The organism is Clostridiaceae bacterium HFYG-1003 (assembly GCA_024579835.1).
Classification (GTDB): domain Bacteria; phylum Bacillota; class Clostridia; order Clostridiales; family Clostridiaceae; genus JG1575.
Window position 1 is genome coordinate 716,112 of the sequence record CP102060.1, and the last position, 20,356, is coordinate 736,467.

Genomic DNA, 20,356 nt, shown 5'->3' on the forward strand with positions numbered 1-20,356 from the left:
CGGGTTTAATCTGGTCTCCTCATAATGTTTCATGATGACATTCGGGTTATAATTGAACCAACGAATGATTACGACTGATCCATTTAGAGGAGACTTTTTCATGCAGCTGATTATATTAATCCTGATTCTTCTGTTCCTGATGATGCTTGTGCCGTTTCTGCTGCCGTTAATCGCAGTGGCTGCTGTCATCGCGCTGTTTGCCAATTTTCGGGGACTCCTTGGCAGACGACGCTTTGAGGAAGAGGCTCCCGCGGGACGGCGCATCCAGTACACGGACCCGGACCAGTCCGGTCCGTTCCGTGGCAGCGAAGAGGTCGAAGCACCGGATGTAGTGCTGGAACGTCCGGCCAGCGTCCGGGATGATGAATTCTGGGAAAAGGACCATACCGTGCTGGATGTCCCGTTTGAAGAAACAGAAGATAATGGTTCTTCAGACAGCCGCTGATCCATACCAGTCCAGCATGAATGGGACCGGGCAACCAGTTCAGACCGGCAGACAGCCCTCCGCGTATCGCGGAGGGCTGTCTGCGCCATGCCGCCCGGAAAGCGAACGTATATTTGATTTGAGGGTGAAATATGCTATGATTGGAGAAGTTAGAAAAATGCGGGAGGACCCTTATGTACGAATATATTGAAGGACGGTTCATGGGCATTTTCAAGGATTATGTGGTGATCGACCACCAGGGCCTTGGCTATAAGATATATACTTCAGGCAATACCATGGCGAAAATGCCGGCCATGGGGGAAGCAGCCAAGCTGTTCCTTCATCAGATCGTGCGGGAGGACTTCATCGGTCTGTATGGATTTCATGACCGGGCTGAGCTGGAGCTGTTTAATCAGCTTCTGACAGTCTCAGGTGTCGGCGCGAAATCCGCTTTGTCACTCCTGTCCATCGCCACGCCGGATAACCTGAAGAAAGCCATGGCTTTTGAGGAGGAAACACTCCTTTTGCGGGCAACGGGCATCGGGAAAAAGACCGCCGGCCGAATCATTCTGGAGCTGAAGGACAAGTTCAAGAAACTGAACCTGACCGCTCCCGACCGGGACATCCAGATCTCCGCCAGTCAGGCGGAGGCAGTGGAAGCTTTGCTGTCCCTGGGGTATACACAGAAGGAGGCCGACACCGTACTGAAAACGGTAAAGCCGGATCTTACCGTTGAAGAGACTATCAAACAGGCGCTGCAGGCTCTGATGAGCTAGCCGGCCGCGGGGAACAGGGAGAGCAACATGAGTGAACGTTTTTTAAGCCAATGTCAAATACCGGAAGAGGACGTCCAGGAATATTCGCTTCGGCCCCGGCGGCTGTCCGAATACATCGGCCAGTCTGCCGTTAAAGAACGGATGAAGATCTTCATCGAAGCGGCCCGGATGCGGCGCGAAGCTCTGGATCATGTGCTCCTGTACGGTCCCCCGGGGCTGGGCAAGACCACCCTGGCCAATATCATCGCTCTGGAAATGGGCGGGAATCTGCGGATCACCTCCGGACCGGCTATTGAACGGGCCGGCGATCTGGCTGCCATTCTGACCTCCTTGTCGGCTCAGGATGTGCTGTTCATCGATGAAATCCATCGCCTGAATCCCAATGTGGAAGAAGTGCTGTACCCGGCCATGGAAGATTATTCTCTTGATATTGTGATCGGGAAAGGATCCCAGGCCAAGTCCATCCGGCTGGACCTGGAACATTTCACCCTGATTGGTGCCACAACCCGTGCCGGCATGCTGACCAACGCACTGCGCGACCGGTTTGGCGTGGTATGTCAGATGGACTATTACACGCCGCAGGAGCTCAAGGAAATTGTCCTGCGCTCTGCCGGAATCCTGAATACGCCGATCAACGAGGACGGCGCTTTTGAAATCGCCAAGCGCAGCCGGGGCACGCCGCGAATTGCCAACCGCCTGCTGCGCCGGGTTCGCGACTACTTCATGGTCAAGCAGTATGAGCGGGTAAATCTCGAAGCCGCTCAGGGCGCTCTCAGGATGCTCGATGTGGACGGCGAAGGGCTGGACCGGGTGGATAACCGGATCCTGGAATCCCTGGTCCACAATTTCCGGGGAGGACCGGTGGGAGTGGAAACCTTGTCCTATTTCATCGGCGAGGATCTTGACACCATCGTGGATGTCTATGAGCCCTACCTGATCAAGGAAGGATTCATCCTGCGGACGCCACGCGGCCGGATGGCCTCGGACCGGGCCTACGATCATTTAGGCGTGCAAAGACCGGAAAAATAAGATATGATACAACAGGGACTCGATGTTAGTCCCTTCCTTTTTGTTTTCATACGGAAAGGAATAACGGAATTTAACGGAAAAGAGACGATAACAATGAAAGTTAGTGATTTTAATTATGAACTGCCACCGGAGCTGATTGCGCAGCATCCGCTGGCTCAGCGCGACCAGTCCCGGCTGATGGTCATTGATCAGGCCACCGGGGGAATTACTCACCGGGTGTTCCGGGATCTGATCGAATACATCGAACCCGGGGATCTACTGGTACTCAATGACACCAGGGTGCTGCCGGCCCGGCTGCTGGGCGTCCGCGAGGGGACGGGAGGTCAAGTGGAATTGCTTCTGTTGCGCCGGATTGACCTGAACACCTGGGAAACATTGGCAAAGCCTGGCAAATCAGCCAGACCGGGACGATTCTTCTGCTTTGGCGATGGCCGGTTGCGGGCTGAAATTCTGGAAGTTCGCGAGGACGGCAACCGCATTGTCCGCTTCCACTATGAGGGTGTCTTCGAAAAAGTGCTGGATGACCTGGGTGAAATGCCGCTGCCGCCCTATATCCACGAAAAGCTGGAGGACCGCGAGCGGTACCAGACCGTTTACTCCCGGGCCGAGGGGTCTGCCGCGGCACCCACCGCCGGACTTCATTTCACTCCGGAACTGCTGGAGGCTATCCGAGGCCGCGGCGCGGAGACCGCCTTTCTGACCCTTCATGTGGGGCTCGGCACGTTCCGACCGGTCAAGGTCGAAGTGATCACCGAGCATTTGATGCACAGCGAATACTATTCCATCGATGAGCTGACCGCTCAGCGGATCGAAGCTGCGCGGACCGCGGGTCGGCGTATTATCAGTGTCGGCACAACCACAACGCGGACCCTTGAAACCGTCATGCGCGACCGGGGTCGAATCGAAGCCTGCTCGGGCTGGACGGATATCTTCATCTATCCCGGATTTGAGTTCCGGATTGTGGACAGTCTCATTACCAATTTCCATCTGCCGGAATCCACGTTGATTATGCTGGTCAGTGCGCTGCTTGGCTATGACCATACCATGGAGGCCTATCGCGAGGCTGTCCAGGAACGCTACCGTTTTTTCAGTTTCGGAGATTCCATGTTCATCCGGAGCAGCCGATTTAAAGAGGGACCAAATCATGACAGGCAAGCATAAATATACTTTACTCAAAAAAGAGGGAAAAGCCCGCCGCGGACGCTTCGAAACCGTGCACGGCACCATCGAGACTCCGGTATTTATGAATGTCGGAACTCAGGCGGCCATCAAAGGCGCTGTGGATGCGCAGGACCTGAAAGCGATCAACTGTCAGGTGGAGCTGTCCAACACCTACCATCTGCATGTTCGGCCCGGAGATGAACTGATCCGGGACCTGGGCGGACTGCACCGCTTCATGAACTGGGACCGGCCGATTCTGACTGACTCAGGCGGGTTCCAGGTGTTTTCCCTGGCCCAGATGCGCAAGATCAAGGAAGAGGGAGTGACCTTCAAGAGCCATGTAGATGGCCGGACCATATTCATGGGACCGGAAGAATCTATGCAGATTCAGAGCAATCTGGCATCGACCATCGCCATGGCATTTGACGAGTGCGTCGAAAATCCCGCTCCCAGGGAATACGTCGAGGCTTCCGTAGAGCGGACCACCCGCTGGCTGAAGCGCTGCATGGCAAAACTGGAAGAGCTGAATCAGGCGGAAGGGACCATCAATCCCGACCAGCTGCTGTTCGGCATTAATCAGGGCGGGGTCTTTGATGACCTGAGAATCGCCCATGCCAAGGAAATCTCGAAACTGGACCTGCCGGGCTATGCCATTGGTGGTCTGGCTGTCGGGGAATCCCATGAAGAGATGTACCGGATTCTGGATGCGGTGGTACCTCATTTACCCGAAGACAAGCCCATCTACCTGATGGGCGTCGGACTGCCGGAGAATATTCTGGAAGCCGTTGAACGGGGTGTTGATTTCTTTGACTGCGTCCTTCCGGCACGCAACGGCCGCCATGGCCACGTCTTTACCGCTCATGGCAGAATCAACTTGGGCAATCAGCGCTTTGAGCGGGATCAGCGCCCCATTGATCCAGGCTGTGGCTGTCCGGCCTGCCAGAATTACTCCAGAGCGTATATCCGGCATCTGTTCAAGGCCAAGGAAATGCTGGCCATGCGACTGTGCGTGCTGCATAACCTCTGGTTTTACAATGATATGATGGCGAAAATCCGCCGCCATATCGAAGAGGGCACTTTTGCCGAGTATAAGGCCGCTCAGCTGGCGCAGTGGAAGCAGCCCGAGCCCCACTGATTTCGATGGACCGACCGGCCATGAACTGACAACTCCGGAATCAAACTTGTGTTGAAATAAGAATGGCAATCCATGGCGGGAACGAGTATAATTAAACGCATAAAAACCAATTTTGCCGGATCCCGGTTTCGCGGTGCGGTGAAATACAAAAAGGAGGATGAATAGATGTTTTTTTTAGCAGCCGGGGGTGACCTCGGGAGCATGCTGGTGTCTTTATTGCCGCTGCTCGGAATGTTCGCCATCATGTATTTTCTGATCCTGAAACCGGAAAAGAAGCGCAAGGAAACGTATCGTCAGATGCTGACCCAGCTTTCGGTCAATGATGAGATCATTACCAAGGGCGGAGTCATCGGCAAGATCATCAAGCTGGAAGATGACTATATGGTTGTCGAAACTGGTCCTGACCGCGTCAGACTGCGCATGGTCCGTGACGCGATTTTCTCGAAAGTCGAAAAAACTGAGCCAACCGTGAAAGTGGAGCGCTCCTAATCCGTTCCTTCCAGTTGATTTGCGATTTGGAATCAGATAAAATAATCATGAAGGAAATGTAAACAATCGAATATAAAAAAATGGGGGTTATACTATGAAACGTATCAAAACTGTCAACGCTAAAAATCTCAAGAAGAGCCTTTCAAAACCGGGATGCAAGGAATGTGCAAACTCCTGCCAGTCCGCCTGTAAAACATCCTGCACTGTTGCTAACTTAGCTTGCGAAAACTAAAATTCGGTGGAAACAGGGCAACTAAACAAGTTGCCCTTTCATTTTGAGGAGGCCTGAATGGCACTGATACATAAATTTGTAAACGACAACGAGCGCTATGTGCTCGATGTAAATTCAGGATCGGTCCACCTGGTGGATGAGTTCATCTACGATATGCTGGATGAAAATGCTCTGGAAAGCCTGGAAGACCTGAAAAAACGCCTGAGCACGGCAGATCCGGTCGAACTGGAAGAAGCCTATGGCGAGATCCTGGAACTGAAAAACGAAGGGATGCTATATACAGAAGATCTCTATGAAGAGATCGCTCAGACAGATGATGGTCCGGATTATGTGAAGGCACTGTGCCTGAATGTCATTCATGACTGCAATCTGCGCTGCAAATACTGCTTTGCCGATGAAGGAGAATATCACGGCAAGCGCGAGGTGATGTCCGCTGAAATTGGCAAAAAGGCCATCGATTTTGTGATCGAAGCTTCCGGACCGCGCCATAACATCGAAGTGGACCTGTTCGGCGGCGAGCCGCTTATGGCATTCCGGCAGATCAAGGAAATTGTTGATTATGCCAGACTGCGGGAGCTTGAAACCGGAAAGAATATCCGCTTTACCATGACCACCAACGCCACCCTGCTCAATGAAGAAAACATGGCGTATCTTGACAAGAACATGGGCAATCTGGTTCTGTCAATTGACGGCCGGCCCGAAGTCAATGACAAGGTCCGAATTCGGTTTGACGGCAAGGGTTCTTTTCAGCAGATCATGCCAAAGATCAAGACCATGGTCGAGCAGCGGGACCCATCCAAGCAATACTATGTCCGCGGGACGTTTACCCGGGAAAATCTGGACTTTTACAATGATTACAAGTTCCTGAAGGACGAAGGCTTCGATGAAATTTCCATCGAACCCGTGGTTCTGCCCAATGACCATCCGCTGTCCCTGCGCTGGGAAGATGTTCCAAAGATCAAGGAACAGTATGATCTGCTGTATCACGATTTATTAGAATCGCATCGCAAAGGGGAGAAGGTCAAATTCTACCACTTCAACATTGACCTTTCCGGCGGGCCGTGTGTTTACAAACGGATTTCCGGATGCGGCGCCGGGTTTGAATATGTCGCAGTGACACCTTCCGGTGACATTTATCCCTGCCACCAGTTCGTCGGAAACCCGGAGTATCTCATGGGCAATCTGACGGATGGCATCAAGCGTCAGGATCTGGTGGATAAATTCCGCAAAGCACACATTTATAATAAACCTGTCTGTCGGGACTGCTGGGCACGCTTTTACTGCTCCGGCGGCTGCCAGGCCAATAACATTAATTTCACGGGAGACATTAATCAGCCCTATGAACTGGGCTGCGAACTGCAGAAAAAACGGATCGAGTCGGCCATTGCATTGAAATCTAAAATATTGGAAGAGGAACAGGTGGATAACTAAATGAACAAGAAAGGTAAACCATCAGCACTAATTGCTTTGATCGTAATCGCCGTCATCACGGGGTTACTTAGTTTTTCCGGTCTTTTCGGACTGAAATTCGGAGATTACCGGGTTAAGACCTTCGGCGAGCAGATCGTCAAGGGTCTGGATCTTCAGGGTGGTACTTCCGTACTACTCGAAGTTCAGGCACCGAACCTGGATGCTGCCGGCCTGGACCGCGTCCGCTCCCTCATCAACCTGCGTGTTGACGCCACCGGTGCGGTTGATCCGACGATCACCACCGAAGGCACTAATCGGATCCGGGTCGATATCCCCGGAAAATACCAGTCCGCCAACATCGTGGAACAGCTGAGCAAGACCGGTGTCCTGACCTTTAAGGATGCCGACGGCAAAGTCGTTCTCGAAGGCAAGGATATTCAGGAAGCTACTCCCGGATACGACGATCTGGGAAGAATTGTGGTCAACCTGAAGATGAAAGACTCGGGCGTTCAGAAATTCGCGGATGCCACGACCGCCAATGTCGGAAAATCCATCTCCATCAATATGGATGATGAAATGCTGTCCAATCCTGTGGTCAATGAAGCCATCAAGAACGGACAGGCGTCCATCACCGGCCAGTTTACGGAAGATGAAGCCAAAATGCTGGCTGCCATGATTAACAATGGCGCACTCCCTTACCCGGTGAAAACCCTGTCGGTACAGGAAGTCGGCGCAACACTCGGATCCTCCGTACTGCCCAACGTCAAGCTGGCAGGTATTCTGGGAATCGCCGCGATCTTCCTGATCATGGTCTGGTTCTACCGCGTACCTGGTATTCTGGCCTCTCTGGCACTTGTCATTTTCTGTCTGGGGTTGATCCTGGTAACAGCCGGGCTTAAAATCTCGATGTCCCTGGCCGGTATCGCCGGTTTCCTGCTGTCGATCGGAATGGCAGTTGACGCCAACGTCCTGATTTTCGAACGCATCAAGGAAGAACTTCAGTCCGGACTTGACATCAAGCGTTCCATCGCCCTTGGTTTCCGCCATGCCATGAGCTCCATTCTGGATGCCAACATCACCACCCTGATTTCCGGCTTCATCCTGTTCTATTTTGGAGCGGGCTCTGTCAGAGGCTTTGCCCTCAACCTGGTCATCGGTGTGCTGCTATCCATGTTCACTGCAATCATTGTGACCCGCTTCCTGATGGTTCTGGCTTATTCTGCCGGACTGCTCAAAACCAAGGCAGCCTTCGGCTTTAAGGAAAAGGAAACAACCTTCCGCTTCCCGTTCTATAAAAACCGCAAAATCTTTTTCATCGCTTCGGCGGTGGTCATCGGCCTCGGTCTGGTCATCGGAATTGTCCGGGGACCGAATGTCGGCATCGACTTTGCCGGCGGAACCCAGGTTACACTGAATTTCCCCGCTGCCGTCAATAAGGTGGAAGTTGATGAAATTCTGAAGAAATATGATAATTCCATGATTACTCAGGTCATCAACTCAAACAAGCTGGAAGCCAGAAGCCAAAAGCTGACTACCGAAACCTTCAACGACGCCATCAAGGAACTTGAGACCAAATATAAGCCTGGAACCGGGTTTGTGGAATCCATTAATGAAATCGGAGCCACCATCGGTTCTGAGCAGAGCGGCAAAGCCATTCTGGCCTCCGTCCTGTCAGTTCTCGCCATTCTAGCCTATGTTGCAGTCCGGTTTAACTTCACCCTGGGAGTCGGGGCCATCGTAGCCTTAATCCATGACGTGCTGTTTACGCTGGCCATGTACTTCCTGTTCCGGATTCCAATTAACTCGCCCTTTATCGCCGCAATTCTGACCATCATCGGTTATTCCATTAATGATACGGTCGTTATCTTTGACCGGATCCGTGAAAATCTGGCGCTGAAAGGCTCCCGCCACCTGGATGAGGTGACGGATGAATCCATCAGCCAGACTATGGTAAGAACCATTAACACGAGTCTGACGGTTATTGTTGTCCTGCTTATGGTCTTCTTCTTTGTTCCGCAGATCCGTGAGTTCACACTCCCGCTGCTTCTTGGAACACTCTCCGGTGTCTACTCCACCGTCTTCATTGCTTCTCCGATCTATGTCATGCTGGAGAAGAAACTGAAGGGCAAGGGAGAAACCAAGGTCGTTCAGCCGGCCGCATCCGTCAAATCGGCTAAGGTTGTTCAGACTGAGACTGGCGCTGCAGAACCTGTCGCTGCAGTTAAAGTCAAGGCCGCCAAACCGGACGTGCGCTACTCCAACCGCTATGCCAAAAAGAAGACAAACCATCCGACAGAATTAAAAGTCGGTGAATCACTCCATGAGGTTGCGCCGGAAGAAGTGATAAAGCGCGAGATTCCTTTGGCCGATGACTTCAAGTTCAGCTCAGCCAGCGCTGAGTCGTTGAAGAAAATCGAATTTGACGAGGATGAGTATTAAAACCGCATAGAATAAAATAATGCATACCCGCCGTATTCCTTTATACAGTGAAGGACGGTTAGAAGACAGCCCGGACAGATCCCCAGGATCGGTCCGGGCTGTCTTCTATATAAGGGCAAGGTGAAGCTGGTTGATCTTTCAGTCTATTCGGAGTAGACTGAAAGTAGTCAAAAGTGAATAGACTGAAGAGGGTCGATTGGTAATCAAGCGGTGAGGAGGCAGTCAATGGATCAGACAAAGGATCAATTAATGGATCAATCATCATGTCAGACAAAAAATAAACCAACGCTGAATTTGAAACTTGGCGTGATTGAATCTCGGTTTGCGGATCTGATCTGGGACCATGAACACATTTCATCGCAGGATCTGGTCCGATTATGTGAGGCTCAGCTGAACTGGAAAAAATCTACAACCTATACCGTGCTGAAAAAATTATCGGAGCGGGGACTTTTTCAAAATCTGAAGGGGACCGTTAGCTCCCGGATCTCGCGCTCCGAGTTTCAGTCGATACAGACCGAGCGGATCGTAAAGGAGTCCTTTCAAGGGTCACTGCCGCAGTTTATCGCTGCCTTTACCCGAACCCAGGCACTGTCTGAGGCGGAAATTGCTGAAATCAGACGTTTGATTGAGTCAAGCGGGGAGGAATAGGGATGGATCGTCAGTTTTATGAGGTGTTATCGCTCAGCCTGAAGGCCAGCTGGCTTATCATCGGAGTGTTGTTCCTGCGCTGTCTGCTGCGGGAGACGCCGAAGTCATTTCGGCTTATCCTCTGGTCACTGACAGCACTTCGACTGATGCTGCCGGTGTCCGTAAAAAGCAGCTGGAGCCTGATTCCTGTCCAGCGTCTGGCTCAGCCCCTTGCTCAGGGTGCTATCGGTGGACTGACTCAAAAACCGTCGGCAGGAAATCCTGTGGCTCAGGATCTGTCCGGAACTGCCCTGGTGGCATCATCTTCCTGGTCGTTCTTCGGACTGATCTGGCTGATCGGACTTTCACTGATGCTGCTGTATGCCCTGACCAGTTACTGGAATCTGCGGCGAAAAGTCCGCGCGGCCGTGCGGCTGCGGGATAACCTGTGGCTTTGCGATGAGGTGGGGAGTCCGTTTATCCTGGGATATTTCTGCCCCCGGATTTATCTGCCCTCCCAGCTGGAAGCTGGGACGCTGCCTTTGGTGGAAGCCCATGAGCAGTCACATCTGGCCAGAGGGGATCAGTGGTGGAAACTGCTTGGCTTTCTCCTTATGTCTGTTCATTGGTTCAACCCATTGGTCTGGACCGCTTATATCCTGTTCTGCCGGGATCTGGAACTGACCTGTGACGAACGAGTGATTCGAGCTATGACGGTGCCCCAACGCCAGGACTATGCCAGAGGACTGCTGACCCTGAGCTTGCCGCGGCACGGTCTGGCGGCAGGTCCGCTGGCCTTTGGCGAAGTGGGGGTCAGAGAACGAATCGTGAAGATCCTGCGCTATCAGAAACCCCGTCGGTCGATGACGGTTCTTGCCCTGGTGGCCACCCTCATGCTGGCAGGCTGTTTCCTGACGGACCCGGCGACCTCACTGACCCAGGGAATTCAGACTGGCACCTTCCGGGCCGGGCCGCTGGTTTGTGCCGGTGTTGTGTCCTACCGTCCCATGACCGGAGAACATCTGGGTCAGATTCAGATCCTTTCGCCCACCGCTCTGAAACTGGTCAAACAGGATGGAACTGTATCCTTCGAAAGCAAGTCCGCGACAAGAAGTTACTATTCGCAAAGCGCTTTGGAGAAAGAGCTGGGAGACCCGTCGTTCTTCTGGGGCAAGGGCAAGTCCGTGCCAAAGTTCAGCGATGCCCAGGAGATGAGCGTGTATACATACTATGCGGAAGACAACCAGGACAGCCTGTCATATCGGATCTTCTTTTTAAACGGTGAGCCGATATGGATTGCCGAGGGCATGAATATCAGGATCTACGAGCTGATCCACTGATTTGATTTTTATTTTTTACTGCTGACGTCATATGATACAGAAATATAGTTTCGCTAATCGTCCGGATGAGAGAAAAGCGAAAACATGACGTGTGCGAATAAAAAGCCCCGGCCAGACGGCCGGGGCTGATGCATTTCATATGAAAATATGCCTTATTAGTGAGTTGCAGCGATTGCCTGTTTGAAAAAAAGATTCCTGGTCAGCTTGGAAGGGAGTCAGGGGCAGATTCATTGAGCCTCTGGCTGATGCCATTCCATACTATAATCTGTCGGATGAGAAACAGGCCGGATCAGTTGAGGTCAGGGGAAAGAGCCCGGTCCAGCATCAGGACGGCTTCATCATCCTTGATGTCAAAGCACAGTGCGATTTCTTCCGTCAGCAGGGTAAGAATTTTGCGTAAATAGGCGGTGTCGGTCTGGCATAGCTTTTTGGTGGTTCCCTCAAGCGAATCTTTCTTCTGATTGATGGATTTGTAGAGAGCCAGCAGATTGGTGAAATTCTGGTCTTTAATGGCTTTGGCGTAGAAATCCTTTAAATGCTTGTGGCTGAGGGTCGAGAGATCCACGGCTTCCATCTCACGGAGTTCGCTGAGCGCCTTGAGCGCTTCGGGCCGGGAACAGATCCGCCGCATGTTAACCTCCGCGTCCACGGGGGTATACGCCGTGGTCTGGGTGGATAGGGACTGCATCACGTAATAAAGCCTGTCACTGGTGCCAGAAATGTCGGGTACACAGATGTCTTCCACTCTGTAGACCCCCTCGGTGCGATAGAGCACCAAATCATTTTTATGAAACATCAATTCCTCCTGTGGCAGTAAAAAGGAAAACGTGGCGAAACCACGTTTAGCGACTTATCTGAATATAGTATAACATATTTTCAGAAAAATGTAAAAAGAGGTGGCATTGTCAAAGAATTATCATGACGGAGCCGGCAAGCTGATGCCAGAACGACAAATTATACGCCCGTTTTGAATCATTTTAATCGAACCGTGATAAAATAGGAGTGATGTCAAATCAATTGACGCATTGGACAAAAGGAGAACGTTATGGATTTTAAAGAGCATATCAGAGTCATTGAGGACTTCCCGAAGCCCGGAATCAGCTTCAAGGATATTACAACGGTGATCAAGAACGGTCCGGTGTTCAAAGAAATGGTGGACGCCATGGCGGCCCGCCTTCGTGATTTGAAAATCGATGCCGTGGCCGGTCCGGAAGCCCGGGGATTCATTTTCGGTGTCCCGGTAGCGTATGCCCTGGAAGTCGGCTTTCTGCCGATCCGCAAGAAAGGCAAGCTGCCGTCTGATACCTACTCTCTGACTTATGACCTGGAATACGGCAAGGATACGCTGGAAGTCCATAAGGACGCCATCTGGCCCGGAATGCGGGTAGCCATCATTGATGACCTTCTGGCCACCGGCGGTACCATAGCTGCCTGCAAGGACCTGCTTGAGCTGGCCGGCGCCGAAGTGGTCTCCGTGGACTTTGTGATTGAACTGACAGGCCTCAAAGGCCGTGACAAGCTCGCCGGATACAACGTGGAGAGCATGGTAACCTACGAATTTTAGTCGGAATCGACCAAAGATAGACAAGTTCATCACAGATCATATATAATATTCTCATTGTTTTCATGAGGTGAGCCCTTGGAAAAGGGCTTTTTTCGAACTCAAAATCAACCGGGAGGTGACCAGAGGTGATCCAGGGATTATTGTCCAAGATTGATCGGGCGGGAAATATCGATAAAGAAGTCATCATCAGAGCCTATAATTTAGCCAGTGAGGCCCACCAGGGACAAATGCGCCTGTCGGGAGAGCCCTATGTGATCCATCCCATTGAAGTAGCGTCCATACTGGTGGACATCGGAATGGATACCAATACGATTGCGGCCGCGCTGCTGCATGATGTGGTGGAAGATTCCGACCATACGTATGAGGACATCGAGCGCGAGTTCGGCACGGAAATAGCCGAACTGGTGGAAGGGGTTACCAAACTCGGTAAAATCGAATACAAAAGCCGCGAGGAAGAACAGGCAGACAATGTCCGCAAGATGGTTCTGGCGATGGCCAAGGACATTCGAGTCGTTCTGATCAAACTGGCGGACCGTTTGCACAATATGCGCACCCTGCGCTTCAAAAGCCCGGAAAAGCAGAAGGAAAAGGCCAAGGAAGTCTTTGACATCTACGCCCCGCTGGCTCACCGGCTGGGTCTGTTCCGCATCAAGTGGGAACTGGAAGACCTGGCGTTCCGCTATCTCAATCCGACCGAGTACTATGACCTGGTGGATCAGATCGCCGAAAAACGCAAGGAGCGCGAGGAATATATCCACCGCGTCATGGGCGAAATCGTCGAGCGGCTGCACGATGCCGGCATTGAATGCGAGATCGACGGGCGGCCCAAGCATTTCTACTCCATCTATAAAAAGATGAACAATCAGTCCAAGACCATCGATCAGATCTTCGATCTGACCGCAATCCGCGTGATCGTGGATTCCATCAAGGACTGTTATGCCGCGCTGGGTATCGTCCATACCATCTACAAGCCGATTCCCGGACGGTTTAAAGACTACATCGCCATGCCCAAGCCCAACATGTATCAGAGCCTTCATACTACCGTCATCGGCCCTCAGGGCAAGCCATTCGAAATCCAGATCCGCACCTTTGACATGCACCGCACCGCGGAATACGGCATTGCGGCTCACTGGAACTATAAGGAAGGCAATGACCAGGCCTCGGTCGACAAGCGCTACGTCTGGCTGCGCGACATGCTGGAGTGGCAGAAGGATACGACGGATGCCGATGAATTCATGGAAGGCTTCAAGGTCGACTTGTTTGAGGATGAAGTTTTTGTCTTCACGCCCAAAGGTGAAGTCATCAATCTGCCGTCGGATTCCAGCCCCATCGATTTTGCCTATCGGATCCATACCGATGTTGGGCACAAGGCGGTGGGTGCCAAAGTCAACGGCAACATGGTCTCCCTGGATTACCGCCTGAAAACGGGAGAAATCGTCGAAATCGTCACCTCCAATTCCAACAAGGGCCCGTCCATTCACTGGCTCAACATTGTCAAATCCAACCAGGCCAAATCGAAAATCCGCGGCTGGTTCAAAAAGGAAAAGCGGGAAGAGAACATTGCCAAGGGCAAGGAGCTTCTGGAAAAAGAAGCCAAGCGGCGTGACCGCAACTTCGGAGACATTGCCCGGGGCGTTCCGCTGCACCGCATCATTGAGAAATACCACGGCAACAGCATTGATGACCTGATGGTGGTTGTCGGTACGGGTCAGGTTACGCCGGCGTTTGTTGTCAATTTTCTGATCCAGGGCCTGGAAGAAAAGGAAAAACAGGAAAAGCCGCCCACGTTGGAACAGGAACTGGCCAATGCCGCCGCTCTGGTGGAAGATTCCAAAAAGAAGGCTGAAGAGCGCAAAAAAAAGAAGGCCCGGAATTTCTTCGGCGTTACCGTCACCGGCATGGACAATGTCGAGGTCCGCTTTTCCAAATGCTGCAATCCCCTGCCAGGGGATGACATTGTCGGTTACATTACCAATTTCCGGGGGATTTCAGTTCATCGGGCGGACTGCAGCAATCTGAAAACCCTTCGGGAAAAAGAGGAGCCCTCGCGCTTTGTGGGCGTGGAGTGGGAATCGCAGTCTCAGGAACTTTATTCTGCCCGTCTCAAGATTGAGGCGGTGGATCGTCCCGCTCTGCTGACAGACGTGATGCTGGTTCTCAACGAAATGAAGGTAGCCATCAACTCGGTCAACGCGGAAAACAAGAAAAACGGTGAGGCGGTGGTCAATCTGTCCCTGCTGGTTTCCAATATCGCGCTGCTCAACGAACTGAGCCGACGCATCAAAAAACTGCCCTCGGTGCTGGATGTCCAGCGCATGGGCAACAACTAGGAGAATCATATGAGAGCAGTCGTTCAGCGGGTCAAGCGGTCCAACGTTTCCGTCGACGGGAACGTGATCGGACAGATCGGACCCGGGTTCACGGTCCTTTTGGGTATTTCCACAGAGGACACCGAAAAGGATCTGCAATACATCGAGGATAAAATCGCGGGACTGCGCTTGTTTGATGATGAAAACGGCGTGATGAATGTTTCCCTGGAGGACGCGAGGGGAGAGGTTCTGCTCGTTTCGCAGTTCACTCTGTACGGGGATGCCCGTAAGGGGCGCCGGCCGTCCTATATTCACGCTCAGAAAGGCGAGGCGGCGAAGGTCTTGTATGAAACACTGCGTGATCGGCTGCGCCAGCGCGGTCTGCGGGTGGATACCGGCGAATTCGGCGCGGAAATGGAAGTCACCATCGTTAATGACGGACCGGTGACGATCCTGCTTGACTCAACCAAGCTGTTCTAGGAGGTCTTACATGAATATTCAAAAACTGGCACTGGGCATGTTCCAGTCCAACTGCTATATCGTCTCGGAAGGCCACGACGCTTTTCTGGTGGATCCGGGCGACCGTCCCGTGGAAGTGCTGAATTATCTGGACCTGCATGGGCTGAACCTCCGGTTCATCCTGCTTACCCACGGGCACCTGGACCACGTCAACGGCGTCGACGGCATCACCAAAGCCCGTCCGGTTCCGGTCTACCTGCATCCGGCCGACCGCCAGGCCATTGATGAGGATACCCGGATTTTCGGAGATTTGGCCAGTGAAACCCTTCCGGTTTTCGACGGCATGATCATTCCTTTTGCCGGCCATGAAATCCGGGTGATTGAAACCCCGGGGCATACCGAGGGCGGCGTCTGCTACCTGTTGGAAGATCATCTGTTTGCCGGCGATACGCTGTTCCGCCATTCCATCGGGCGTTCCGATCTGCCCGGCGGAGATTACGACGCGCTCCTGCATTCTGTCCGGGAAAAGCTGTATGCTCTGCCCGATCATACCAGGGTTTATTCCGGACATGAAGATGAGACCGATATTGCCCATGAAAAGAAGTACAACATGTTCGTCAAGGGGAATAAGTAATCCCATGACCGGGCAAGTCAGTCCCGTCCGGATATCGGATCTGCGCATCAGCACCAATGAAGAATCTTATGTTTTCCACATCTATCATACCGCCCGGCTCTTTGTCAGCGGCTCGATGGAAGTGGAAACTTCTTTATCCAAACCAGATTTGGCCGTGCTGGCCGATCGCCCGATGAATGTCATCCGGATCCAGGACCGCTCGTCGGGCCGGGAACGGGAATATCCGGGAACGGATAAGGAAAGCTGCAAGCGGGCCGTCTTTTCCTTCCTGTCAGAATGGACCGGACAACGCATTCCCTGGGGTACGCTCATTGGCGTTCGTCCCACCAAGCTGGTCCTGACGGCACTGACGGCGGGCCGGTCGGAACCAGCGATCCGTGCCCAGCTTTTGGAGCGGTACCTGGTGACGGAGGAAAAGCTGGATCTGGCGATCCGGGTGGCTAAAACGGAACAGAAACTGCTGCAGGGCTGGCAGGATGGACGGATCGGCATCTATCTGGATATGCCGTTCTGCCCAACCAAATGTTTCTACTGCTCGTTCCTGTCCTATCCCTCGGCCAATCAGGCGGCCATGGCGCGATATGAGGAAGCGCTTCTGCAGGATATCCAAAGAACGGGAGAGCTTCTGAAAACACTGGGCCTGGAACCGGGCTACCTCTATTTCGGCGGCGGGACGCCGACGTCTGGGTCCGCCGAGTCGCTGCGCAGGATCCTGACGGCTGCCATCCAGACCTTTCGTTCGGCTTCGCCCATGACGGAGTTCACGGTGGAGGCCGGTCGGCCGGATACCATTACCCCGGAAAAGCTGAGCCTGATGAAGGAACTGGGCGTCACGCGGCTGAGCATCAACCCACAGACGTTCTGCGACCGGACGCTGCAGTCCATGGGCCGGACTCACACCGGCCGGGATATCGAAACGTGTCTTGACCAGGCGCGCAGTCTGAATTTTGAGTCCATCAACATGGATCTGATCCTGGGGCTGCCCGGTGAATCCGTGGCAGAGGCGGCCGCCTCCATCCGGCGGGCCTGTGCCCTGGGGCCGGAAAACATCACGATTCACGGTCTGGCTTTGAAAAAAGGCGCCAGCCTGACTCAGGTGGATTCCCAAACTCGGGACCGGGTGAGTGCCATGTACCGGATCGTCTATGACGAACTGGCACGGGCCGGCTATGAGCCGTACTATCTCTACCGAAACAAGAACACCCTGGGCAATCTTGAGAACGTCGGATTTACCCGGGGGGATCATGCCAGCCGCTACAACATCGCCATGATCGAGGAAACCGACACCATCGCAGCCTGCGGGGCATCGGGCATTACCCGGGTCGTGACGGGGGCGGCCGGTGAGTCAGGATCTCCGCTCCTGTTAAGACATAACGGGTACAAGGATCTGGAGCTCTATCTGCGTTCTCTGAATGAGAGTCTGGCCGCGAAAGCCGGGGTACTGTCCCGGGCCAGGGAACGATTGGATTTGTCAGAAAGGCCAGACAGCTATTATAATGATTAAGAAGTCAGCCCAGCGCTCGGCCGGGCCCGGAGGCCGCAATGCCGCCGCCGGTTCGGGCAGTCAGGAGAGCATCGAAACAGAGTTCTCTCCGGCATAGGGCTTACCAGCGGACGAAAGCGTCCTCATCAAGGATTTTAAGAAAAGAGGTAACGGATATGGGAGAGGCATTAGGCAATGTCAGACGCACGAACATGTGCGGCGAACTGAACAGGGAACACATCGGTCAGACCGTGACCGTCATGGGCTGGATCCAGACGAGCCGGGACAAGGGATCCATTATTTTCAGCGACGTTCGCGACCGCGCGGGCATCTGTCAGGTAGTGTTCCGCGAGGAAGTGGCGCCGGCAGCTCTGGAAAAAGCCAAGGGACTGCGCCGGGAATACTGTGTGGCAATCACCGGCCAGGTGGCTGCCCGGGAATCCGTCAACCCCAATCTTCCCACCGGTGAAATCGAAATTAACGCGACGGAGCTGAAAATTCTGTCTGAATCGGAAACTCCGCCCATTCAGGTGATGGAGAATCTGGATGCCCGGGAAGACGTTCGCATGAAGTACCGCTATCTGGACCTGCGTCGCCCCGACATGCAGCGGATTCTGTTCCTGCGTTCCCGGGCCGCTCACTCGGTCCGTGAGTATTTCAACCAGAACGGCTTTATTGAAGTGGAAACCCCGACCCTGGCCCGTTCCACTCCGGAAGGCGCCCGGGATTATCTGGTGCCGTCCAGAAACTATCCGGGAACGTTCTACGCACTGCCCCAGTCACCTCAGCTGTTCAAGCAGCTGCTGATGGTGGCCGGCTTCGACCGCTATTTCCAGGTGGTGAAATGCTTCCGGGACGAAGATCTGCGGGCCAACCGTCAGCCGGAGTTCACCCAGATCGATATTGAAACCTCCTTCCTGGGAGAGGTGGAAATCCAGACCCTGAACGAAGGCCTGATTCAAAAGGTCTTCCAGGATGTCCTGAATGTGGAAATTCCGGTTCCGTTTGAGCGCCTGCCCTATCGGGAAGCCATGGACCGGTTCGGTTCGGACAAGCCGGACCTGCGCTTTGGCATGGAAATCAAAAACATAACCGACGCGGTTCGGGATACCGACTTCGTCGTATTCCGTCAGGCCATTGACAATGGCGGATCGGTTCGCGCTCTGGTCCTGGAGGACGGTGCCGACACCGGCCGCAAGGATCTCGACCGTCTGGGTGAATTCGTCAAGACCTATAAAGCCAAGGGGCTGGCTACCGTGGCGCTGAAGGCCGACGGCATCAAGGCTTCCATCGGCAAGTTCTTCGATGAGGCCGGACTGGCCCGCATCGCTGAGGCCTGCGGCGCCAAAACCGGCGATCTGATTCTGATTGTGGCAGATAAGGACAGCGTGGTATTCCAGTCCCTGGGTGCTCTGCGTCTGGAACTGGCGAAAAAGCACGGACTGATCCCGCAGGATGTATTTAAATTTGTCTGGGTCACTGAATTCCCGCTCCTGGAATATTCGGAGGAAGAGAGCCGCTATGTGGCAGCTCATCATCCCTTTACCTCACCCATGGATGAGGACATCGAGCTGATGGCTTCCGATCCGGGAAAGGTTCGGGCCAAAGCCTACGACATGGTCTTGAACGGCGAAGAACTGGGCGGTGGATCCATCCGAATCCATCGTCAGGATCTGCAGGAACGCATGTTCCAGCTGCTGGGCTTTACCCAGGAAGAAGCCTGGGCCCGCTTTGGCTATCTGCTGGAAGCATTCAAGTACGGTCCACCGCCCCATGGCGGTCTGGCCTTCGGTTTTGACCGGCTGATCATGTTCCTGGCCGGAACAGACAATATCAAGGATGTCATTGCCTTCCCCAAGAATCAGAACGCATTCTGTCCGCTGACCGAAGCTCCCAATGTGGTGGATGACAAGCAGCTGAAAGAACTGGGCATCGCCCTGGCCAAGTCTGAATCGGGATCGGAGGAAGGTCAGGAATGAAAAAGGCGCTAAACACCCCATCGCTGGTGCTCACGGCACTGCTGTCGGTTATTTTGCAGTATCTGATGTCGGCTCAGAAAATTGATCTGACGGACCGTGTCATCGGCGGCATCCTGTTCTTTGTGCTGAATTATTTCATCCTGACGCTGGTGCTTCGGGGTCTCTTCCGCATTCTGAAAGTGCTGCAGCTGCCCGCTGTCCGGCTCAGGTCCTATGCCTACTATCTCTATCCGGTGGCAATCCTGATCCTGTATGCAGCTTTCCTGATCGTCATGGCCCGCCTGGCGAATTACCGGCTACCATCCTATCTGGTTGCCGGCGTGATTATCGCCGGGGTGGCTGCCGCCATTCTGGCTCAGCTGGGCGGAGCATTTCCGGATCGGCTCCTCACGCAGAAGAAGCGGGCTTTCCGGCTGGAATCCACCGGAGGCATGCTGGGCGGATTTGATTTTCTGGGAACCCTGACCGGACAGTATCGGGACGGCATTGTGGTCGGAACCGACGCGATTCCGTTTGATCACCTGGAAAAAATGCATCGCTCCAAAGATTCCATTATTGTCGAGGGCTCTCAGGATCCCAAGCTGGAACTGATCATCGTGTCCGACAAATCCCAGAACTTTTTCATTGATCTGCTGGCGGAGCGCCTTAAAACCTCCCGCAGTGTCCTGGTTTCCTCCCAGGCCGACAAGAAACCGGCACCCAGAAAGAAACCGGATGACAAAGCCAAGGACCTGAAACGGGCGAAACCGGTCAAGCTGATTAAAGCCACGGAAGAAGCCAGACGTCAGACCCAGGCCAAAGCCGGTTCCGCGCAGGGCAAGCCCCAGTAAGCAAAAATAATGGAAACACAAAAAGCCTGAGCAGTC

The 20,356-nt window shown here is 53.5% G+C and carries 19 protein-coding genes; 18 read left to right on the plus strand and 1 reads right to left on the minus strand.

Going from position 1 to position 20,356, the window contains the following annotated elements:
- Nucleotides 1-100 precede the first annotated feature (100 nt).
- From NQU17_03385 to NQU17_03435, 11 genes are all read left to right on the plus strand, one after another.
- Entirely contained in the window at nucleotides 101-445 is a 345-nt protein-coding gene (locus NQU17_03385; GenBank protein ID UUM12617.1) for a hypothetical protein, read from the plus strand.
- A gap of 173 nt (nucleotides 446-618) precedes the next feature.
- Complete coding sequence (gene ruvA / locus NQU17_03390) at nucleotides 619-1,200, plus strand: Holliday junction branch migration protein RuvA (protein ID UUM12618.1); 582 nt, start codon at nucleotides 619-621, stop codon at nucleotides 1,198-1,200.
- 27 nt (nucleotides 1,201-1,227) lie between these two features.
- Entirely contained in the window at nucleotides 1,228-2,229 is a 1,002-nt protein-coding gene (ruvB, locus tag NQU17_03395) for a Holliday junction branch migration DNA helicase RuvB (GenBank protein ID UUM12619.1), read from the plus strand.
- A gap of 93 nt (nucleotides 2,230-2,322) precedes the next feature.
- On the plus strand, nucleotides 2,323-3,390 hold the full coding sequence (queA, locus tag NQU17_03400) for a tRNA preQ1(34) S-adenosylmethionine ribosyltransferase-isomerase QueA (GenBank protein ID UUM12620.1): 1,068 nt from the start codon (nucleotides 2,323-2,325) through the stop codon (nucleotides 3,388-3,390).
- Nucleotides 3,374-4,525, plus strand: a complete 1,152-nt coding sequence (gene tgt / locus NQU17_03405; GenBank protein UUM12621.1) for a tRNA guanosine(34) transglycosylase Tgt — start codon at nucleotides 3,374-3,376, stop codon at nucleotides 4,523-4,525. The genes queA and tgt overlap by 17 nt, the downstream gene beginning before the upstream one ends.
- Nucleotides 4,526-4,690: 165 nt before the next feature.
- Nucleotides 4,691-5,014: a preprotein translocase subunit YajC gene (yajC, locus tag NQU17_03410; GenBank protein UUM12622.1), complete on the plus strand. Its 324-nt coding sequence runs from the start codon at nucleotides 4,691-4,693 to the stop codon at nucleotides 5,012-5,014.
- Nucleotides 5,015-5,108: 94 nt separating this feature from the next.
- Nucleotides 5,109-5,246 carry a six-cysteine ranthipeptide SCIFF gene (gene scfA / locus NQU17_03415; GenBank protein UUM12623.1) on the plus strand — a complete coding sequence of 46 codons (138 nt, stop codon included), beginning with the start codon at nucleotides 5,109-5,111 and terminating at the stop codon, nucleotides 5,244-5,246.
- 57 nt (nucleotides 5,247-5,303) lie between these two features.
- A complete protein-coding gene (gene scfB, locus NQU17_03420) occupies nucleotides 5,304-6,677 on the plus strand; it encodes a thioether cross-link-forming SCIFF peptide maturase (protein ID UUM12624.1) in 1,374 nt (457 codons plus the stop codon).
- On the plus strand, nucleotides 6,678-9,095 hold the full coding sequence (gene secD / locus NQU17_03425; protein ID UUM12625.1) for a protein translocase subunit SecD: 2,418 nt from the start codon (nucleotides 6,678-6,680) through the stop codon (nucleotides 9,093-9,095).
- A 249-nt stretch (nucleotides 9,096-9,344) separates the two neighbouring features.
- Nucleotides 9,345-9,743, plus strand: a complete 399-nt coding sequence (locus tag NQU17_03430) for a BlaI/MecI/CopY family transcriptional regulator (GenBank protein ID UUM13450.1) — start codon at nucleotides 9,345-9,347, stop codon at nucleotides 9,741-9,743.
- 2 nt (nucleotides 9,744-9,745) lie between these two features.
- The gene (locus NQU17_03435) at nucleotides 9,746-11,062 is read left to right on the plus strand and encodes a M56 family metallopeptidase (GenBank protein ID UUM12626.1); all 1,317 of its coding nucleotides are present in this window, start codon (nucleotides 9,746-9,748) and stop codon (nucleotides 11,060-11,062) included.
- Nucleotides 11,063-11,351: 289 nt separating this feature from the next.
- Here the strand turns inward: NQU17_03435 and NQU17_03440 are convergent, their stop codons facing one another.
- Nucleotides 11,352-11,858, minus strand: coding sequence for a hypothetical protein (locus NQU17_03440; GenBank protein ID UUM12627.1), 507 nt, complete (start codon nucleotides 11,856-11,858; stop codon nucleotides 11,352-11,354).
- Between the two features lie 249 nt (nucleotides 11,859-12,107).
- On the opposite strand from NQU17_03440, the gene NQU17_03445 reads away from it, so the two are divergent.
- The 7 genes from NQU17_03445 (at nucleotide 12,108) to NQU17_03475 (ending at nucleotide 20,320) form a co-directional block, all read left to right on the plus strand.
- Entirely contained in the window at nucleotides 12,108-12,626 is a 519-nt protein-coding gene (locus NQU17_03445; protein UUM12628.1) for an adenine phosphoribosyltransferase, read from the plus strand.
- 125 nt (nucleotides 12,627-12,751) lie between these two features.
- Nucleotides 12,752-14,956 carry a bifunctional (p)ppGpp synthetase/guanosine-3',5'-bis(diphosphate) 3'-pyrophosphohydrolase gene (locus tag NQU17_03450; protein ID UUM12629.1) on the plus strand — a complete coding sequence of 735 codons (2,205 nt, stop codon included), beginning with the start codon at nucleotides 12,752-12,754 and terminating at the stop codon, nucleotides 14,954-14,956.
- Between the two features lie 9 nt (nucleotides 14,957-14,965).
- The gene (gene dtd / locus NQU17_03455; protein ID UUM12630.1) at nucleotides 14,966-15,415 is read left to right on the plus strand and encodes a D-aminoacyl-tRNA deacylase; all 450 of its coding nucleotides are present in this window, start codon (nucleotides 14,966-14,968) and stop codon (nucleotides 15,413-15,415) included.
- A gap of 10 nt (nucleotides 15,416-15,425) precedes the next feature.
- Nucleotides 15,426-16,028, plus strand: a complete 603-nt coding sequence (locus NQU17_03460) for an MBL fold metallo-hydrolase (protein UUM12631.1) — start codon at nucleotides 15,426-15,428, stop codon at nucleotides 16,026-16,028.
- Nucleotides 16,029-16,032: 4 nt separating this feature from the next.
- Nucleotides 16,033-17,532: a coproporphyrinogen dehydrogenase HemZ gene (hemZ, locus tag NQU17_03465; protein ID UUM12632.1), complete on the plus strand. Its 1,500-nt coding sequence runs from the start codon at nucleotides 16,033-16,035 to the stop codon at nucleotides 17,530-17,532.
- A 155-nt stretch (nucleotides 17,533-17,687) separates the two neighbouring features.
- Complete coding sequence (aspS, locus tag NQU17_03470) at nucleotides 17,688-19,490, plus strand: aspartate--tRNA ligase (protein UUM12633.1); 1,803 nt, start codon at nucleotides 17,688-17,690, stop codon at nucleotides 19,488-19,490.
- A complete protein-coding gene (locus NQU17_03475) occupies nucleotides 19,487-20,320 on the plus strand; it encodes a hypothetical protein (GenBank protein ID UUM12634.1) in 834 nt (277 codons plus the stop codon). Before aspS ends, NQU17_03475 begins: the two co-directional genes overlap by 4 nt.
- Nucleotides 20,321-20,356: the final 36 nt, after the last annotated feature.